The 15,118-nt window shown below is 43.3% G+C and carries 17 protein-coding genes; 1 reads left to right on the top strand and 16 read right to left on the bottom strand.

The window, feature by feature from the left end; translation table 11 throughout:
• Window positions 1-54: 54 nt before the first annotated feature.
• The 3 genes from H8S51_RS08680 to H8S51_RS08670 form a co-directional block, all read right to left on the bottom strand.
• Window positions 55-273, bottom strand: coding sequence for a cation transporter (locus H8S51_RS08680; RefSeq protein WP_117922635.1), 219 nt, complete (start codon window positions 271-273; stop codon window positions 55-57).
• A 44-nt stretch (window positions 274-317) separates the two neighbouring features.
• Window positions 318-677, bottom strand: a complete 360-nt coding sequence (locus H8S51_RS08675) for an ArsR/SmtB family transcription factor (RefSeq protein ID WP_117922636.1) — start codon at window positions 675-677, stop codon at window positions 318-320.
• Window positions 678-1,160: 483 nt separating this feature from the next.
• Complete coding sequence (locus H8S51_RS08670; protein WP_186899567.1) at window positions 1,161-1,931, bottom strand: SDR family NAD(P)-dependent oxidoreductase; 771 nt, start codon at window positions 1,929-1,931, stop codon at window positions 1,161-1,163.
• A 1,020-nt stretch (window positions 1,932-2,951) separates the two neighbouring features.
• Between H8S51_RS08670 and H8S51_RS08665 the strand changes: the two genes are divergently transcribed.
• Entirely contained in the window at window positions 2,952-3,323 is a 372-nt protein-coding gene (locus H8S51_RS08665) for a DUF3783 domain-containing protein (RefSeq protein WP_186899566.1), read from the top strand.
• A 101-nt stretch (window positions 3,324-3,424) separates the two neighbouring features.
• Here H8S51_RS08665 and trxA read toward each other — a convergent pair whose 3' ends face one another.
• From trxA to argS, 13 genes are all read right to left on the bottom strand, one after another.
• Window positions 3,425-3,751: a thioredoxin gene (gene trxA, locus H8S51_RS08660; RefSeq protein ID WP_117919284.1), complete on the bottom strand. Its 327-nt coding sequence runs from the start codon at window positions 3,749-3,751 to the stop codon at window positions 3,425-3,427.
• Window positions 3,752-3,836: 85 nt separating this feature from the next.
• Window positions 3,837-5,426, bottom strand: coding sequence for a peptide chain release factor 3 (locus H8S51_RS08655; protein ID WP_118209040.1), 1,590 nt, complete (start codon window positions 5,424-5,426; stop codon window positions 3,837-3,839).
• Window positions 5,427-5,450: 24 nt separating this feature from the next.
• Window positions 5,451-6,608, bottom strand: coding sequence for a phosphopentomutase (locus H8S51_RS08650; RefSeq protein ID WP_186899565.1), 1,158 nt, complete (start codon window positions 6,606-6,608; stop codon window positions 5,451-5,453).
• 258 nt (window positions 6,609-6,866) lie between these two features.
• Window positions 6,867-7,691 (bottom strand): SpoIIIAH-like family protein, encoded by an 825-nt coding sequence (locus tag H8S51_RS08645; RefSeq protein ID WP_186899564.1) that lies wholly within the window; start codon window positions 7,689-7,691, stop codon window positions 6,867-6,869.
• A complete protein-coding gene (locus tag H8S51_RS08640) occupies window positions 7,688-8,293 on the bottom strand; it encodes a stage III sporulation protein AG (protein WP_117919272.1) in 606 nt (201 codons plus the stop codon). The genes H8S51_RS08645 and H8S51_RS08640 overlap by 4 nt, the downstream gene beginning before the upstream one ends.
• Window positions 8,290-8,859, bottom strand: a complete 570-nt coding sequence (locus H8S51_RS08635) for a stage III sporulation protein AF (RefSeq protein WP_186899563.1) — start codon at window positions 8,857-8,859, stop codon at window positions 8,290-8,292. Before H8S51_RS08635 ends, H8S51_RS08640 begins: the two co-directional genes overlap by 4 nt.
• Window positions 8,860-8,896: 37 nt before the next feature.
• A complete protein-coding gene (locus H8S51_RS08630; protein ID WP_186899562.1) occupies window positions 8,897-10,063 on the bottom strand; it encodes a stage III sporulation protein AE in 1,167 nt (388 codons plus the stop codon).
• The gene (spoIIIAD, locus tag H8S51_RS08625; protein WP_186899561.1) at window positions 10,060-10,443 is read right to left on the bottom strand and encodes a stage III sporulation protein AD; all 384 of its coding nucleotides are present in this window, start codon (window positions 10,441-10,443) and stop codon (window positions 10,060-10,062) included. The genes H8S51_RS08630 and spoIIIAD overlap by 4 nt, the downstream gene beginning before the upstream one ends.
• 79 nt (window positions 10,444-10,522) lie before the next feature.
• Window positions 10,523-10,717 carry a stage III sporulation protein AC gene (spoIIIAC, locus tag H8S51_RS08620; protein ID WP_006857619.1) on the bottom strand — a complete coding sequence of 65 codons (195 nt, stop codon included), beginning with the start codon at window positions 10,715-10,717 and terminating at the stop codon, window positions 10,523-10,525.
• A gap of 52 nt (window positions 10,718-10,769) precedes the next feature.
• The gene (locus H8S51_RS08615; protein WP_117919267.1) at window positions 10,770-11,288 is read right to left on the bottom strand and encodes a stage III sporulation protein AB; all 519 of its coding nucleotides are present in this window, start codon (window positions 11,286-11,288) and stop codon (window positions 10,770-10,772) included.
• Window positions 11,282-12,187: a stage III sporulation protein AA gene (spoIIIAA, locus tag H8S51_RS08610; RefSeq protein ID WP_117919265.1), complete on the bottom strand. Its 906-nt coding sequence runs from the start codon at window positions 12,185-12,187 to the stop codon at window positions 11,282-11,284. Before spoIIIAA ends, H8S51_RS08615 begins: the two co-directional genes overlap by 7 nt.
• 121 nt (window positions 12,188-12,308) lie before the next feature.
• Window positions 12,309-13,001, bottom strand: coding sequence for a hypothetical protein (locus H8S51_RS08605; RefSeq protein ID WP_117919263.1), 693 nt, complete (start codon window positions 12,999-13,001; stop codon window positions 12,309-12,311).
• 131 nt (window positions 13,002-13,132) lie between these two features.
• Window positions 13,133-14,920: an arginine--tRNA ligase gene (argS, locus tag H8S51_RS08600; protein ID WP_117919260.1), complete on the bottom strand. Its 1,788-nt coding sequence runs from the start codon at window positions 14,918-14,920 to the stop codon at window positions 13,133-13,135.
• Between the last annotated feature and the right edge of the window lie 198 nt (window positions 14,921-15,118).

Here is a 15,118-nt window from a genome sequence, read left to right as displayed (position 1 = left end):
TGTATGAGACCGATTGTCACACACAACTATGTTATTGTTTTATTTGGATTTTTCTTACAGTAAGATCTTGCAGTCCGGTTCAACCTTTGCGCAGACTTTTACTACTTCTTTCATGATGTCATCAAATTTGTCATCTACAGCATCTACCATCATTTTCTGTGTCATGAAACTGACACTTGCGTCGTTAACACCTTCGATTTTTTTGATTGCCTCTTCCATTTTTGCTGCGCAGTTTGCACAGTCAAGATCCTCAAGTTTGAATTTCTTTTTCATTACCTCTTCCTCCATTTTCTTTTTAATATGAATTTTGTTTTTACTTACTCTTCGATATGTTCTCTTCCCTGGTCAATGATAGTCCTTACATGTTCATCTGCCAGTGAATAGATCACGGACTTTCCTTCACGTCGTCCGGTCACAAGCTTTGCCTGTTTTAAAATCTTAAGCTGATGTGAAATTGCCGACTGGTTCATGTTCAGCGACTGCGCCAGATCACATACACACATCTCAGACTGAAACAGTACGAACAGAATCCGGATTCTCGTGGAATCTCCGAATACCTTAAACAGTTCGGCAAGATCATATAATTCATCCTCGTCCGGCATCTGTTCACTTGCCGCTTTGATCTTATCTTCATGGACTTCATATGCCTCACAGCATGGTACATCGTTTATTGCCAAATCTTACACCTCCGGTCGTTCACATTATCATTTGAACATATTCTTATCTGTTCATATGTTTATGATAGTACCGATATGTGGATTTGTCAAGGGGATAAATGGTAATTTTAAAATATATATAGATTGTATAAAAAATGTACTTATCTTAATATACAAATATAGAAACAGAGTATCGTGTTACTGGGTGTGTTGACCTCTATTCACATGAATGGAGGTGGTGCCAATGAAGAAAAATCATTTTGATTTTCGGGATTTGATGCAGTTTGGTCTTTTCCTTCTGGCATTGCTGACGTTTATTTTTACGTTCTGCAAATAGCTATTTTTACATAGCAAAAAACCACCCTCGTATACTTGGCGGTTACTGGGTGGCTTTCTGCTAATCCATTAATAGATCAACCACTTGTGGGCGATTGCTCCTGTTTTTATTCTTAATATAACACCTCTTAGGAAAAAATGCAATGCGTTCATTATTGTAAATTATGTTTATATTCTCCGTATCAGAGCCCACATCCCCATCATCAGATCTGCCGGGATTATTTTTGCGGCTGCCCGGTGCAGAGTGCAGACGATACCCGGTGTGGATACCGCGAGTCCAAGTTTCGCATCTGATAATGCATAATATACTACATTTTTCTGACGGGAAGCAAGTGGGAAACTTCGGATGTAAGAACTGTCACTACTCTTTTTTGCCCTGCCGATAAACTCTGTATCTTTGATCCAGTATGGGCAGACGGCAGTCACACGGATTCCTGTTCCATAAAGTTCTACACGCAGTGCCCTGCTATAACGGTATAAAAATGCTTTTGTTGCCGCATAAACACTAAGATATGGGAAAGGCTGAAACGCTGCTGTCGAGCAGATCTGTAAAATACGTGCCCCACGTTTCATAAAAGGCAGTGTGATCTGCGTCATGGCAACAGCAGCCTTACAGTTCAAATCGATCATGCCATCCACATCGCTTCTTTTGATATCCCGCCAGGAACCGATCTTTCCATACCCTGCCGCATTGACTAATATGCGCACATCCGGCTTCTCCTTCCAGAGCATTGCCTCTATCTCCCGCAGCGTCTCTGGCTTTGTCAGATCCCCAGTAATGATTCTAAGATGTGTCTGACTTTCTTTTTGTAATGCAGTCAAGCGTCCTTTTCTGCGCGCGATCACCCATATTTCACCTAATTTTTCCTTTCTGCTGATCTGTCTTACAAATTCACTGCCGAGTCCGCTTGAAGCTCCTGTTATAATTGCTATTTTCATAGATCATGTTCCTTTCTGCTTTTTCTATTAATTATAACAACATTTTTTCTTCTATACAGCTTTTTTGTGTCATTTTCCAATACATTATGGGCTCCCCGATAAATGCTGGTTTGTGGGTGATATGAGTTTCCTCGTGTAGGGTGGTTCCGGGGGTTTTCGATTGGCAAATTGCATCAAGCCGAGACCGTTTTGTTTCCGTTGTCCGAAAATAAGAAACTCTAAGCATGCCTGATTCAGGTTGGGGCGGAGTGACGTGTGCGTCCTAAATGTGCCGTCCGGGCACATTAGGACTTGTGCTGCCGTCCATGGCAGCACAACACTATGTTACGAACAGGCATCCTAAGAGTTTCTAATTTTCTCCCAAAGTCACAAAAGCAATCCCGGCTTGATGCGATTTGCCAGCCGCAAGGTTGTGAAACACCCTTCGCCGGGGAACTCATTTTACAACTTTGGCAGGTGTAAATTTTTAGTGTTTTTATGTCTGAATCTGTTAAAAAAAATATTTCCAAATAACTATGTTTAATGGATTATTATTGGTTTGATAATACTGGAAAATTCGCACCTACGCCCCCAGTTTTGAGATGAACCGCCCGCCCAAATGGTGTTCATAACCTGAAGTCTGGCATCTTGCGCAAAGCCGAAGTAATTTTGTGACTTTGGGAGAAAATTAGAAAATCTTAGTGTGTCCGTAGGTATACAGTGATGTTCTGCCACGGATGGCAGAACAAGGCAGCATCGAGTCATGGATGACTCGTTGTTGCCGGTCACGTCACTCCGAGAAAATCTAACTCAGACACACTTAGACTTTTCTTATTTTCGTACAACGGAACCAAAATTAACTCCGGCTTTGCGCAAAATGCCATTCACAGACCTACGACACACCATTTGGACGGGCGACGCATGTCAACCACAAACCAGCATTTGTAAGATAGATTGAAATCACACTATCAAAAGTTGTTTACACCCCGCACAAAAAATTTTATAATATGCCTGTCCTATAAATTTGAAACGGAGTTATGTATGGAAAAATTACTGGTATTTCATTTAGATGATGATAATTTAAAGAAATTAAAGCAAATAGCAGGGGTTTTGAAAATCCGGATAGAGTTAGTTCCTGCCACTGATTATTTAAAAACATTAGAAATGATCGTAAGTAAGACCTCGTCCCCTCTGTTAAACCCTTTTTCCGGGGAAGTTCCATCAGAAAGCCTGATCGTATTCTGTGATTTTCCAGAGAAGAAGATGGATAAACTTCTGCTTGCGCTCCGCAGAGATCAGGTTACCATTGATTATAAAGCTGTTCTAACCCCGACAAACCGGAAATGGAATGTAATGCGGTTGTATCTGGAAATGCAGGCAGAGAAAGCTGCTTACCAAAAAAATAAGGCATAAGTCCGGAAACAAAACTCATTTTTCAGTTTATGAATGCCCTGATAATGGCAGCATTCATAAACTAATGGGTTTCGCATGGCTATGCCTGATGCAAATAATCGCTAATCTTCTTTGATCTGTGCGATCATATCCATGATTTCTTCTCTTGTCTGCAGCCCGACTGCACGGTTCTGGAACAGTCCGTATTTCATGACAACCAGTGTCGGAATGCTCATGATCTGATATTTCAATGCCAGCGCAGCTTCCTCATCAACATTGACCTTGCCGAATATGACTTTGCCATCTAATTCTTCTGCAAGCGCTTCGATCACCGGAGACTGCATCTTGCACGGTGCACACCACTCTGCCCAGAAATCAAGTACAACCGGGAGTTTCGCACCAAGTACTTCATTTTCAAAATTATCTTTTGTAATTGTGATAACTGCCATTTTCTGTTTTCCTTTTCCTGATGTTTAAATTCACATAATACTGACAATACCCGTATTACAGATTTGGTCAGCCAGACCTTTCCTTTTACTCACGCCCAAACTCAGAAAGAACCAGTCCCTCATTACGGTCAAGCACCATACCGACACTCCAGGAGTTGACAAACAGGAGTAGCGGTCTGCCTTTTAAGTCCTGAATCTTCTTCATGTCCGAAGTTCCGACAAGCCTGTCCATATCAATATCCTCATTCTCGATCCAGCGGATATGCTCATATGGCAGGTTGTCCATACGGATCTCTACATTGTATTCATTTTCCAGACGGTATTTTAAAACATCAAACTGAAGGACACCAACAACGCCGACAATGACTTCCTCCATACCCATATTGTATTCCTGAAAAATCTGGATCGCACCTTCCTGTGCGATCTGCTGCATACCTTTCATGAACTGTTTACGTTTCATGGTATCTACCTGACGCACTCTTGCAAAATGTTCCGGTGCAAAGGTAGGGATTCCTTCAAACTGGAACGGTTTTGCTGTGGTAAGCGTATCTCCGATTGAGAAAATGCCCGGATCGAACACACCGATGATATCCCCCGCATACGCCTCATCTACGATATGACGCTCCTGTGCCATCATCTGCTGCGGCTGTGACAGTTTGATCTTTTTATTGCCTCCCTGTACATGCGTAACCTCCATACCGGCGGTAAATTTTCCGGAACAGATACGCATAAATGCGATACGGTCACGGTGCGCCTTATTCATGTTTGCCTGTATCTTAAATACAAATGCGGAAAAATGCTCATCAAACGGATCGATCTCCCCAATATCAGCCTTACGCGGCAGCGGGGAATATGTCATTTTTAAGAAATGCTGTAAAAATGTCTCAACACCAAAGTTTGTCAGGGCAGATCCGAAAAATACCGGTGAAAGTTCTCCCTTTGTAACAAGATCCATATCAAATTCCGCACTTGCTCCGTCGAGAAGCTCAATCTCCTCCATCAGCTTATCGTATGCGTCCTGTCCGATCTCATCGATCAATGCAGGATCATCTGCTGCAATATGCTTTTCCGTTCCCTCTTTTGTTCCCTTAAGCGTATCCGAAAATGTCATGACCTCTTTTGTGTTGCGGTCATATACACCCTTAAAATTCTTTCCGGAACCGATCGGCCAGTTTACCGGACAGGTTGCGATTCCAAGCTCCTTTTCGATCTCGTCTAACAAATCAAACGTATCATTCGCATCACGATCCATCTTATTGATAAAAGTAAAGATCGGGATATGGCGCATCACGCAGACCTTAAATAATTTTCTCGTCTGTGCCTCGACACCCTTAGATCCATCGATAACCATGACTGCAGAATCCGCAGCCATCAGGGTACGATAGGTATCCTCCGAGAAGTCCTGATGTCCCGGTGTATCCAGAATATTGATGCAGTAACCTCCATAATTGAACTGCAGCACAGAAGAAGTAACGGAAATACCTCTCTCCTTCTCGATCTCCATCCAGTCAGATACCGCATGGCGTGCAGTTGCCTTTCCCTTGACAGAACCAGCAAGATTGATCGCTCCTCCATAGAGCAGGAACTTCTCTGTCAGGGTTGTCTTACCTGCATCCGGGTGGGAAATAATTGCAAATGTACGTCTTTTTTCTATCTCTTTTCTTAAATCAGCCAAAACTTTTTTATCCTCCAAAAATCCTTATAAAATCGGGATCGCTTCTCCCGCACATTCCGGCTCTATATCAAAATAAGCAAGAATGGTTGCTGCAATATCCGAAAAGCAGCTTCTGGTTCCGTAATTAACACCCGCTCTGATCGGTTTTCCATACATTACAAGTGGTGTATATTCTCTGGAATGATCGGTTGATGGCGTACTCGGATCACATCCGTGATCTGCCGTGATCATTAAGATATCCTCGTCTCTCATTGCAGCGAGAAGCTCCGGCAGACGCTCATCAAAATAAGTCAGCGCCTTTGCGTAGCCCTCCACGTCATTACGGTGCCCGTAGAGCATATCATAATCTACAAGATTTGTAAAACAAAGTCCCTCAAAATCCTGTTTCATATAATCAAGCGTTTTGTTGATTCCGTCCTCATTTCCGGTCGTGCGCACATACTCTTTGATACCTTTTTCTGCAAAAATATCAATGATCTTACCCACAGAACGCACGTCATATCCATGTCCGCACAACTGATCTAACATCGTCACCTTTGGCGGCTGCAGGGAAAAATCATGACGTCTTACCGTTCTTGTGAAATTGCCCGGCATACCGACAAACGGTCTTGCGATCACACGTCCCACACCGTTTTCCCCGGTCAGTATCTCCCTTGCGATCTTACAGTATTCGTAAAGTGTCTCAACCGGCACGACATCCTCGTGCGCTGCCACCTGAAATACCGAATCCGCAGACGTATATACGATCAGTTTTCCCGTTTTCATGTGTTCTTCGCCGTAATCGCGGATCACATCCGTTCCCGAATACGGTTTGTTGCAAAGCACTCCCCTGCCAGTTTTCTTCGTAAACTCATCTAAAATTTCCTGCGGGAATCCGTTCGGGTAAGTCGGCAGCGGACTGTTTGAGATGATGCCCGCGATCTCCCAGTGACCGATGGTCGTATCTTTTCCCTTCGATACCTCCGTCATTCTTGCAAAGGAACCGGTGGGATTCTTTTCTTTCTCTCCGATCTTAACTCCATCTATATTAAAAAATCCTAATTTTCTCATGTTTGGCATGGAAAAATACGGACTGGATGCCGCTGCTCTTATGGTATTGCTTCCAGCATCACCGTAATCTGCCGCATCCGGCATTTCTCCAATTCCAACACTGTCAAGTACGATCAAAAATACTCTTTTCATATTAATCTCCATTCTTGCGCTGTTTTTAAGCGCATCACAAGTTTGTGCGAAGCACAAATCTTGCGTGTGAAAAATGTATTTTTCACGCTAAAGTCTCCATTCCTGCATGTGCAAATCCATTTCATGCAATGTACTCTCTTCTATCCTTATTAGGATAAACTGTAACTAAAAAAAAATCAAGTAAAATGCCAAGAAAGAATCCTGCCCGAAGGGCTTTTTGATTCATAGGAAGTAATTTCCTATGAAAAAACAGACGCCCTACTCGGCGTCTGTTACCACGATCGGAGTGATCACGATCTTGTCTGCGGAAATATTGGTTTTTCGCTTCACAATATCCTCAACCTGTGCTCTTTTTGTATCGGTCACTTCTCCCATATTAAGTACTACATCGCAGTTATCGTCGGTAATACTGACCACAACATCCGAAAATCCTTTTGCCTCTAAGAGCATTTCCGCCGCAGCTTCACGCTCTGCGATATCCGTCATCGCCACCATCTTGTTCACGGCATCCTGCTTTAAGTTATCTGCAACGGATGCATTGTTTACGATCTCTAATAATGCCTCTTTATTTTTAGACCGGATCTGTTCGCGGTTTAATTTCATTCTTGCTGCATAGTCGAGATTTGCAGTGCCGGTACTTGTGAGAACCGCCTCCCCGGGATTTTCAATCTCCTCTGCATCCTGGGACGTCATGTCTGCCACATCCGCTGCATCTGCACTCACATCTGCTGCATCATTCTGACCGTCTGCCACATTTTCCGCAACACCCTGGCTATCCGCCATAGCTGCATCTGCCGCATCATATGTATCTTCGCCGGTTCCTGCATCCGCGGTCTCCGTTCCATCTACAAGTGCAAGTTCCTCCCCGGTTCCCTCATCCGTAAAAATATCTTCTGCAGCCAGTGGATCTTCATCCGAGATCTCATATTCTGCATTGAGTGCATCTGTACCTGCATTTGCCGCCGTCTCCGCTGCCGTACCGTCATCAATGTGATTGTTCATGTAACTGAAATATCCCGCCACCGCAATCATCAACGCGAGTGCTGTAATAATCAGCTGGTTTTTCTGAAATATCTTTTTCACGTTCCATCCTCCTTCGAACTCATCTTTACTACCTTAATTCTATGTGCCTCCACCTGAAATAATGCCTTTACGGCATCTGAAATATCAGAAACGATCCGCGGGCTGTCTCCCCCTTCTGCCACCACAAGCACCCCCTCGATCTCCGGAAGTATTTCTTTGCTGACATACGGAGCTTTTTCGCCGCCGCTCTCCTCATATACCGTCTCTTCCCCACTTTCCTTTTCCGTCGTCATCTCCATACTCCCGCTGTCCGTATTTGTGACTGTGGATGTATGTTCTGTCTTATCCTTTTCTATGATATCTTCCCCCTGATCTGCCACCGTGACCATGACAGAAACTTTCCCCACTCCTTCCATCTGTCCTAACACCTGTTCTAATTTATGCTCTAAATACTCCGCATAGTCCTTTTTTTCGTATTTCTGTTCCGTTTTCTCCTGCGCGGTGTCCTCTTTTTTATTTTCCGATATATGTACGCCCGTTCCACCGGAAGGCATCGCCACCACAAGAAGAAGCACCCCCACAAGGGCAGCCGCGATCCAGTCTGTCTTTTTTAACTGACGCCACTTTTTCTGCTGTAAAAACTCTTTCAGTCTCTCCGTCATCTTTCACCACCATAGGAAATCTGTATCTGTTCTTCCTCTACCCCATAATACTGCATAAGTTTCTGTTTCAGCCCGTCAAGCACGACTTTGCTGCCCTGTGCTTTTCCCTGTTCCACAAACATCCCCTCCGTGTCATCCTCCTCTTTTTCCTCCACCGTAAGCACGATTTTTTTCACTTCATAATTTTCCGTCAGTTCCACCGAAGCGCGCTTTCCCGCAAGTCCAAACGGATCTAAATACCCATCCGCAGTACTCAGAACATCCAGTGCCGCCGCATCCTCATATTCTTTCCGGTAATAATCATTCTGCAAAAATTCCATGCGGCTTACATCCCTGGATGCCTCACTTAAATTTTCCGTAAAAGTCTCATACCGGATTTTATCCAGCAAATCAGCATCATCACCAAAAAGAGAAAAAAACGGCTGCAGGATACCGATCACAAACACCAGTTCCGTAAAAAAATAAATGTATTTTTTTAATCTGCCATTTGGGATCAGCTGCCTTACCACCATAAGCAGCAGAAAAAGTGCAAAAAAATTCTGAATATATTTCACAAACGTGTTCATCCATTTTCCTCTCTGTAAATGAGCTAAGATATCAAAGTCAATATATAAAACCGGAAGATGCGACCGTCAGTGCAATCGTTAAAAAGATCAGCATCACACAATATCCCATCAGCTTTAAATAGAGCATCCCGCCCTGCGCCATCCCCTTTAAACATCCGGCGATCCTCTTATCCGCAACCGGCTCCACCACAGCGGCAGCTACCTTATAAAAAAATACGATACATCCCGCCTGCGCCATCGGCACCGACACTAAAATGACCAGCACGATCAGAGCTGCCGCACCGACACAGTTTTTGATCATGATCCCGGAGCCAAGCAAAAGTTCACTGACTCCATTCACCGCATTGCCGATCCCTGGGATCATTGCCATTGCCCGCCCTGCTGTCCCGTAAAGCAGCCTGTCCTTCGCCGGTGCCACGATCCCCTGCACGACGTTTAACCCCAGCACAATGATCCCGGCAAGCCGGATGATCCACTGGATCAGTCCGCCGATCAGTTCCATCATATTTGCAAATTTTTCCTCCTCGAAAAAATAATTGATAAATACCGTCAATATGTATATGTGGATCATCGGCACCAGAATGGTAAGAAACAGCCACTCGATCAGATATATGATCAGAAACGCCGTCTGGTAAAATCCTGACGCGCTGCCGGCACCCGCGGAAAACACCATCGCAATGCTAAACGTCGGTATAAAGATCCGGAAAAATTCCACACTCTTCTCCAGCACACCGCACACAATGCCACGGAACGTCAGAAATGACTGCATCATCAGCACTGCCAGGACACAGAAAACAAGGATAAAGCAAAGATCCGACACATAAGATGACGCAAACGCACCGGCAAAATTTTTAAGCACGGAAAAACAAACGGCAAGCAGCACCACCTCCACCAGTATTTTGCGGTTTTCGCGGACCGACTCACATAATTGGCTGACCAGCCAGGGGCCAAGCTGTTTATATACCGTTCCCGGATTTTCCTGATGCAGCAATTCTTCCACAAGCTCTGAGAATGTGATCCCACCATCCCCTGCATCCTGCCCCATAAAATGATCCAGTTTCGAGAAGTCCAGTTCCCCTGTCATCTCGTCCAGATAATCCGTTTTATCATTCTGCGCATTTTTTCCCGCAGCAAAAACCGGTACTGCTGCTGTCATGCACAATATCAGAATACATGCCACGCACACAACCCACTTTTTCTTCATAAAAAACTCCCGACAGTCTCTAAAAATACGGTTAAAACCGGGATACTTAAGACTAAAATCGACAGTTTTGCAAACAGTTCGATCTGATTTCCAACCGCCGCATATCCGGCATCTTTGCAGATATTCATTGCAAACTCCGCCACATAGGTGATCCCGACCATTTTTAAGATCAGTGTGATATACGTCTGATCCACCGCAGCAAACGACTGCATTTTTTTTGCAAAGTCAATGACCGTTTCCACCTTTCCAATAATATAGATAAAAATGCAGATGCAGACCGCCATACTGATAAACATACTGTATTCACTTTTTTCTTTCTGCAGTAACACAGCCAGAAGAACGCCTGCGATACCAAGAACCGATATTCTTAAAATGTCCATTTCACGCCTCATTTTTGCCCTGTTTTTACCTGTTTGCATACCATCCCTCCGCCCCGTGATGTTTTCATCCCGGTAATTTTTATAGTGCAAACAGCGACTGCATGGTCTCAAACAATTCATAAATATATGGAACGATCCAGAAGAGGACGATCAAAAGTCCTGCAAGACTTGTCAGAAACGCATGTTCCTCTCTTCCGCTGTGTTTTAACACCTGACTGATGACCGTGACTAAAATCCCGACCGCTGCAATTTTAAATATCAAATTAACACTCATCCGTAATCCAATTCCCCTCTCCTGACTGCCTGATATACCTGTTTTTCCCATGCTATATCAAAAGTATCACCAACATCATCCCCCCAATTACACTGACGGTCCCCGCCACTTTCTGCTTTTCTCTCTGCTCTTTCCGCTCCTGTCCGATCACAAAATCAAGTCTCTCTAAATAAATAGAAAGCATTTTCTCGTTCTCTTTGATATTTCTGCCAAAAAAAGCGGTACCTGCATTTGCGGTAATTTCAAGTTCCGCCGCGTGAAGCCCCAGTTCTTTCTGGTTTTTCCAAAATGCCTCCCGCCAGATCTCACTTCCGCTTCCCTCTTTTTTCGCGGCAAGACTTTCTGCGATCTCCCTGCATACCTTTTGCAGCGCGGCATCTTTTGTCAGCCCCGGTTTATCCAGGATATGCTCCATCGGGAGCAATGCAAGTGCCTCCTCCCCGGAAATATTTAACAGAAGCTGCCGGATCTCGTACAGCCTTTGCAGATGCTGTCTGATCTCACCTATCATGCTTACGGCAAGTCCGACTCCGGAACCCGCAACTAAAATACCACCTATCAGTTTCAGCATAATCTTTCTCTTTTCCCGTTAAAGACCTGAAACTCCCGTTCTCCGGACCGGCTGCGCCGGATCAGAATAAACCGCTCAAAAATTCCTTTCTTTATTCCTTGTCTCAGATAAGGCTTTTCCCATAATTCTTCCACCGTGTCCGCATGCACTGTGCCAAGAATATGCACTCCCGAATATGCTGCCTGTTCGACCGCTTCAAAATCCTTTTTCCCACCAAGTTCGTCCACTGCTATGATCTGTGGGGACATGGAACGCAGCATGAGTATCATTCCATCCGATTTTTCACATCCGGACAAAACATCTGTCCGCATTCCCATATCATTCTGCGGAATGCCCAAATGACAGGCTGCGATCTCTGACCTCTCATCCAGCACACAGATTTTCATGCCATCCCATCCCTCTTTCCCGTTTGAAAGACTGCGGATACAGTCACGCAGACAGGTTGTTTTTCCAGCTCCCGGTTTTGATACCAGCAATGTATTATAGATACTGTTTCCGTTTTTCAGATAGGGCAGAATTTCTTTTGCGCATCCTTTTTTTTCATGTGCCACACGAATATTCATAAAGCTGACATATTTTATCCCTGCAATCCCTTCCCTGTCTTTTGCGATTTCCCCTGCAATTCCGATCCTGTGTCCCCCCTCGATCGTAATATAGCCCTGCCGCAATTCCTCCTGATATGCATACAGAGAATACTCACTGATATAGCTTAACATCTCTGCAATATCAGCACCTGTTATCTTATCATCTGCATTTGTCAGACAGCGTGTTTCATCTGCATATTCAAGCTCGATTGGCTGATTTACCCGGATACGAATTTCTTCAAGTCCGTCCATCCACCCATCATCCTTTATTTTTTCTCTGATATGTACCGGAAACAAAACTTTCAGATTTTCCATATGCCTCCCCCCGTTTCTTTTAATTCATTCTATGAGACAGGCTTATTTTTATGCATAAAAAAAGAACTATAGAACATTCGCCTATAGTTCTTCTTCCTGTATGGTTATTTATAAATAATTTTTAATACCAGCTTGCATCCCGGATTTCAAGACACTCTGACACTTTTGTTTTTTCATTGTAACAGTACACATAAACATAACCGCTGTTATTTGTTAAACTGATCTTTTTAGAATAACTGGTTTTATTCATTCTTTCTGTTGTATAAGATCCACTCTTTTTCTGTACATATACTTTCGTGATCTTCCAGCCTTTGTTCATTTTAATGGTCAGCTTCTGGTTTTTATAATTCTTGTTCGTCTTAAACACATCTGTTTTGCTGAATTTTGATGTAAGATTGGTTTTTCCAAGTTTAAAAGATGAACATGGATTGGTGTACTTCTTAACCGACAATGTAGCTTTCAGGTTTACGCCCTTAACCTTACAGGTAATGGTTGCTTTTTTAATTGCCTTCTTACCAAATTCTGCACGAATATAACCGTTTTTTGCATAAACCTTAACATCTTTACTACTGCTCTTTAACTTTTTAATCTGTGATGCCTTGTTGCAGCCCATGATAGTAATTAGTGTATAGTATCCTGTATAACCATCCCCTGGTTTATAAGTAAATACCATATTTTTGTTACTATCAATAATATAAACCTTACTGCTCGCTGCCTGTACCTCGACAGTTCCCTGCGGTGCTGCTGCACCGGCTGTAACAAACATCACAACTGCAAGTGCAAATGCAATTACTTTCTTACTTAACTTTCTCATAAATCCTCCTTGTTTTCCGAAGGAAAATGCGAGCTCATTGACGAGCAGGGGTTTTTCCTCCTTGTTTTATTTCTTTTACTTTTTAAAATAGTATACCATATTTTCTTTTGGCAGGGAATAGGACCTTTTTCCTACATACGCTCCGGTGCAGAGAATCCAAGCAGATCAATACTTGTCTCAAGCACAGACTTTGTCAGTTCTAACACACGGATATAGGATTTCTGAACCATTTCATCTTCCTCTGACATGATCTTTGTCTCATGATAAAAACTGTTAAATGCATTAGCAAGATCATAAATATAGGAGCAGATCTTATGTGGTGCCGTATCCACAAATGCACTTTCGATCACTGCATTAAATTTAGCAAGTTCTAACATCAGATTTTTCTCACTCTCAGAATGTGCCGCCGTGATCACAGCGTCTTTGGCGCTCTTTCCTAAATCATGATATTTGTGCAGAATGGATTTGATACGAACGATCGTATACAGGATATATGGTCCGGTATTTCCCTCAAAGGAGGTGAACCGGTCAATATCAAAAATATAATCTTTGCCTGCCTGATTGGAAAGATCTCCATATTTGATTGCTGCAAGTGCAACCGTCTTTGCGGTCTCCTTTGCCTCTTCCTCACTGATTCCAAGATTTTCTTTGGATTTCTGGTTCTCGGTAATCTTCTTCAACATTTCATTGTCGATCTCAGATACCAGATATTCCAGACGCATAACACCGCCATCTCTGGTCTTAAACGGCTTTCCGTCTTTGCCATTCATGGTACCGAATCCTAAGAATTTTAACTCTGTCTCAGGTTTTACCAGTCCGGTCTTTCTTGCGCAGCGGAATACCTGTACGAAATGAAGTTCCTGTCTCTTATCTACCACATAAATGATCTCGTCCGGGTCATAATCTTCCTCACGCCATACGATCGTTGCAAGATCGGTCGTATTGTAGAGGGATGCACCGTCTGATTTTAAGATCATACAAGGCGGGATCTCTTTCGTATCGGTGTCTTCTTTTACATCGACGACCAGTGCTCCGTCACTGACATAGGCAAAGCCGTCATCTTTCATTTTCTGCACCATTGCCGGAATATAAGGCTGCGCATCAGACTCACCTTTCCAGAGTTCAAAAGATACGTTCAAGTTCTCATAGTTTTTCTTTAAGTCTGTCACAGACACGTTTAAGATATGGGAAAGTAATGCCTGATAGCCCTTTCTTCCATTCTGCAGCTCATAAGTTGCCTGCATGGCTGCCTCTTTGTATGCCTCATCCTCTTTTGACTTTTTACTTGCGGTCGGATAGATCTCCTCCAATTCAGAAATCGTAAACGGTGCTTCTTTCGGATATTCCCCCTCAAAGTTTTCATCGAAGTAGACAAGATCCGGCTGGCGCAGCTTTAACTCGGTGATGATCAGTCCCATCTGCAGTCCCCAGTCTCCTAAATGTACGTCTCCGATCACCTTATGTCCGACAAATTTACCAATTCTTTTGATGCTCTCTCCGATGATCGCGGAACGTAAATGACCGACATGCAATGGTTTTGCCACGTTCGGTCCGCCGTAATCGATCATGATGGTCTTTGGATTTTCTGCTTTTTCACATCCAAAACGTCCCTCATCTGCCTGCATGTCTGCCACATAGGATGCTAAAAATGTCTCATCCAGTTTTAAATTTAAGAATCCCGGTTTTACGGATTCTGCCATGGAAAACATGGATGTCTCTGCAAGTTTTGCTGCAACCTCATCTGCGATCATAAACGGTGCTTTTTTGTACTCTTTTGCAGCTGCCATTGCGCCGTTGCACTGATATTCACAAAGATCCGGTCTGTTAGATAAAGTAACCTTTCCATATTTTGCATCATAACCACAGTCTGTGAATGCTTTGGTCACTTCATCCGTAATCAAATCTAAGATTTTCTTCATTGTATTTTCCTTTCCAAAGTATTTCTGTCTAAATTAGTCCTTTTCTCGTCTATTATATCATAATTTAACTATTTCTCAAGCAAAACCCTTACCGCAATTCCTTGTTTTATGAAAGTACTTTCCATTTGCCCCGATTCTTTTGACTAGTTCTGTTTCACTTTCTATAATAATCCTATCATAAACAAATGATACAGAAAG

The sequence above is a fragment of the Roseburia rectibacter genome, from assembly GCF_014287515.2.
GTDB classification, from domain to species: Bacteria; Bacillota; Clostridia; order Lachnospirales; family Lachnospiraceae; genus Roseburia; species Roseburia rectibacter.
This window is presented reverse-complemented; position numbering and strand designations above follow the sequence as displayed.

Bases quoted from the DNA above. Each gene is read 5' to 3' on its own strand.
- H8S51_RS08635 (WP_186899563.1), bottom strand. From the start codon at position 8,859: ATGAACACGTTTGTGAAATATATTCAGAATTTTTTTGCACTTTTTCTG.
- spoIIIAD (WP_186899561.1), bottom strand. From the start codon at position 10,443: ATGGACATTTTAAGAATATCGGTTCTTGGTATCGCAGGCGTTCTTCTG.
- spoIIIAC (WP_006857619.1), bottom strand. From the start codon at position 10,717: ATGAGTGTTAATTTGATATTTAAAATTGCAGCGGTCGGGATTTTAGTC.
- H8S51_RS08605 (WP_117919263.1), bottom strand. From the start codon at position 13,001: ATGAGAAAGTTAAGTAAGAAAGTAATTGCATTTGCACTTGCAGTTGTG.
- H8S51_RS08615 (WP_117919267.1), bottom strand. From the start codon at position 11,288: ATGCTGAAACTGATAGGTGGTATTTTAGTTGCGGGTTCCGGAGTCGGA.
- trxA (WP_117919284.1), bottom strand. From the start codon at position 3,751: ATGGCAGTTATCACAATTACAAAAGATAATTTTGAAAATGAAGTACTT.
- H8S51_RS08665 (WP_186899566.1), top strand. From the start codon at position 2,952: ATGGAAAAATTACTGGTATTTCATTTAGATGATGATAATTTAAAGAAA.
- H8S51_RS08650 (WP_186899565.1), bottom strand. From the start codon at position 6,608: ATGAAAAGAGTATTTTTGATCGTACTTGACAGTGTTGGAATTGGAGAA.
- argS (WP_117919260.1), bottom strand. From the start codon at position 14,920: ATGAAGAAAATCTTAGATTTGATTACGGATGAAGTGACCAAAGCATTC.
- spoIIIAA (WP_117919265.1), bottom strand. From the start codon at position 12,187: ATGGAAAATCTGAAAGTTTTGTTTCCGGTACATATCAGAGAAAAAATA.
- H8S51_RS08630 (WP_186899562.1), bottom strand. From the start codon at position 10,063: ATGAAGAAAAAGTGGGTTGTGTGCGTGGCATGTATTCTGATATTGTGC.
- H8S51_RS08680 (WP_117922635.1), bottom strand. From the start codon at position 273: ATGAAAAAGAAATTCAAACTTGAGGATCTTGACTGTGCAAACTGCGCA.
- H8S51_RS08640 (WP_117919272.1), bottom strand. From the start codon at position 8,293: ATGACGGAGAGACTGAAAGAGTTTTTACAGCAGAAAAAGTGGCGTCAG.
- H8S51_RS08670 (WP_186899567.1), bottom strand. From the start codon at position 1,931: ATGAAAATAGCAATTATAACAGGAGCTTCAAGCGGACTCGGCAGTGAA.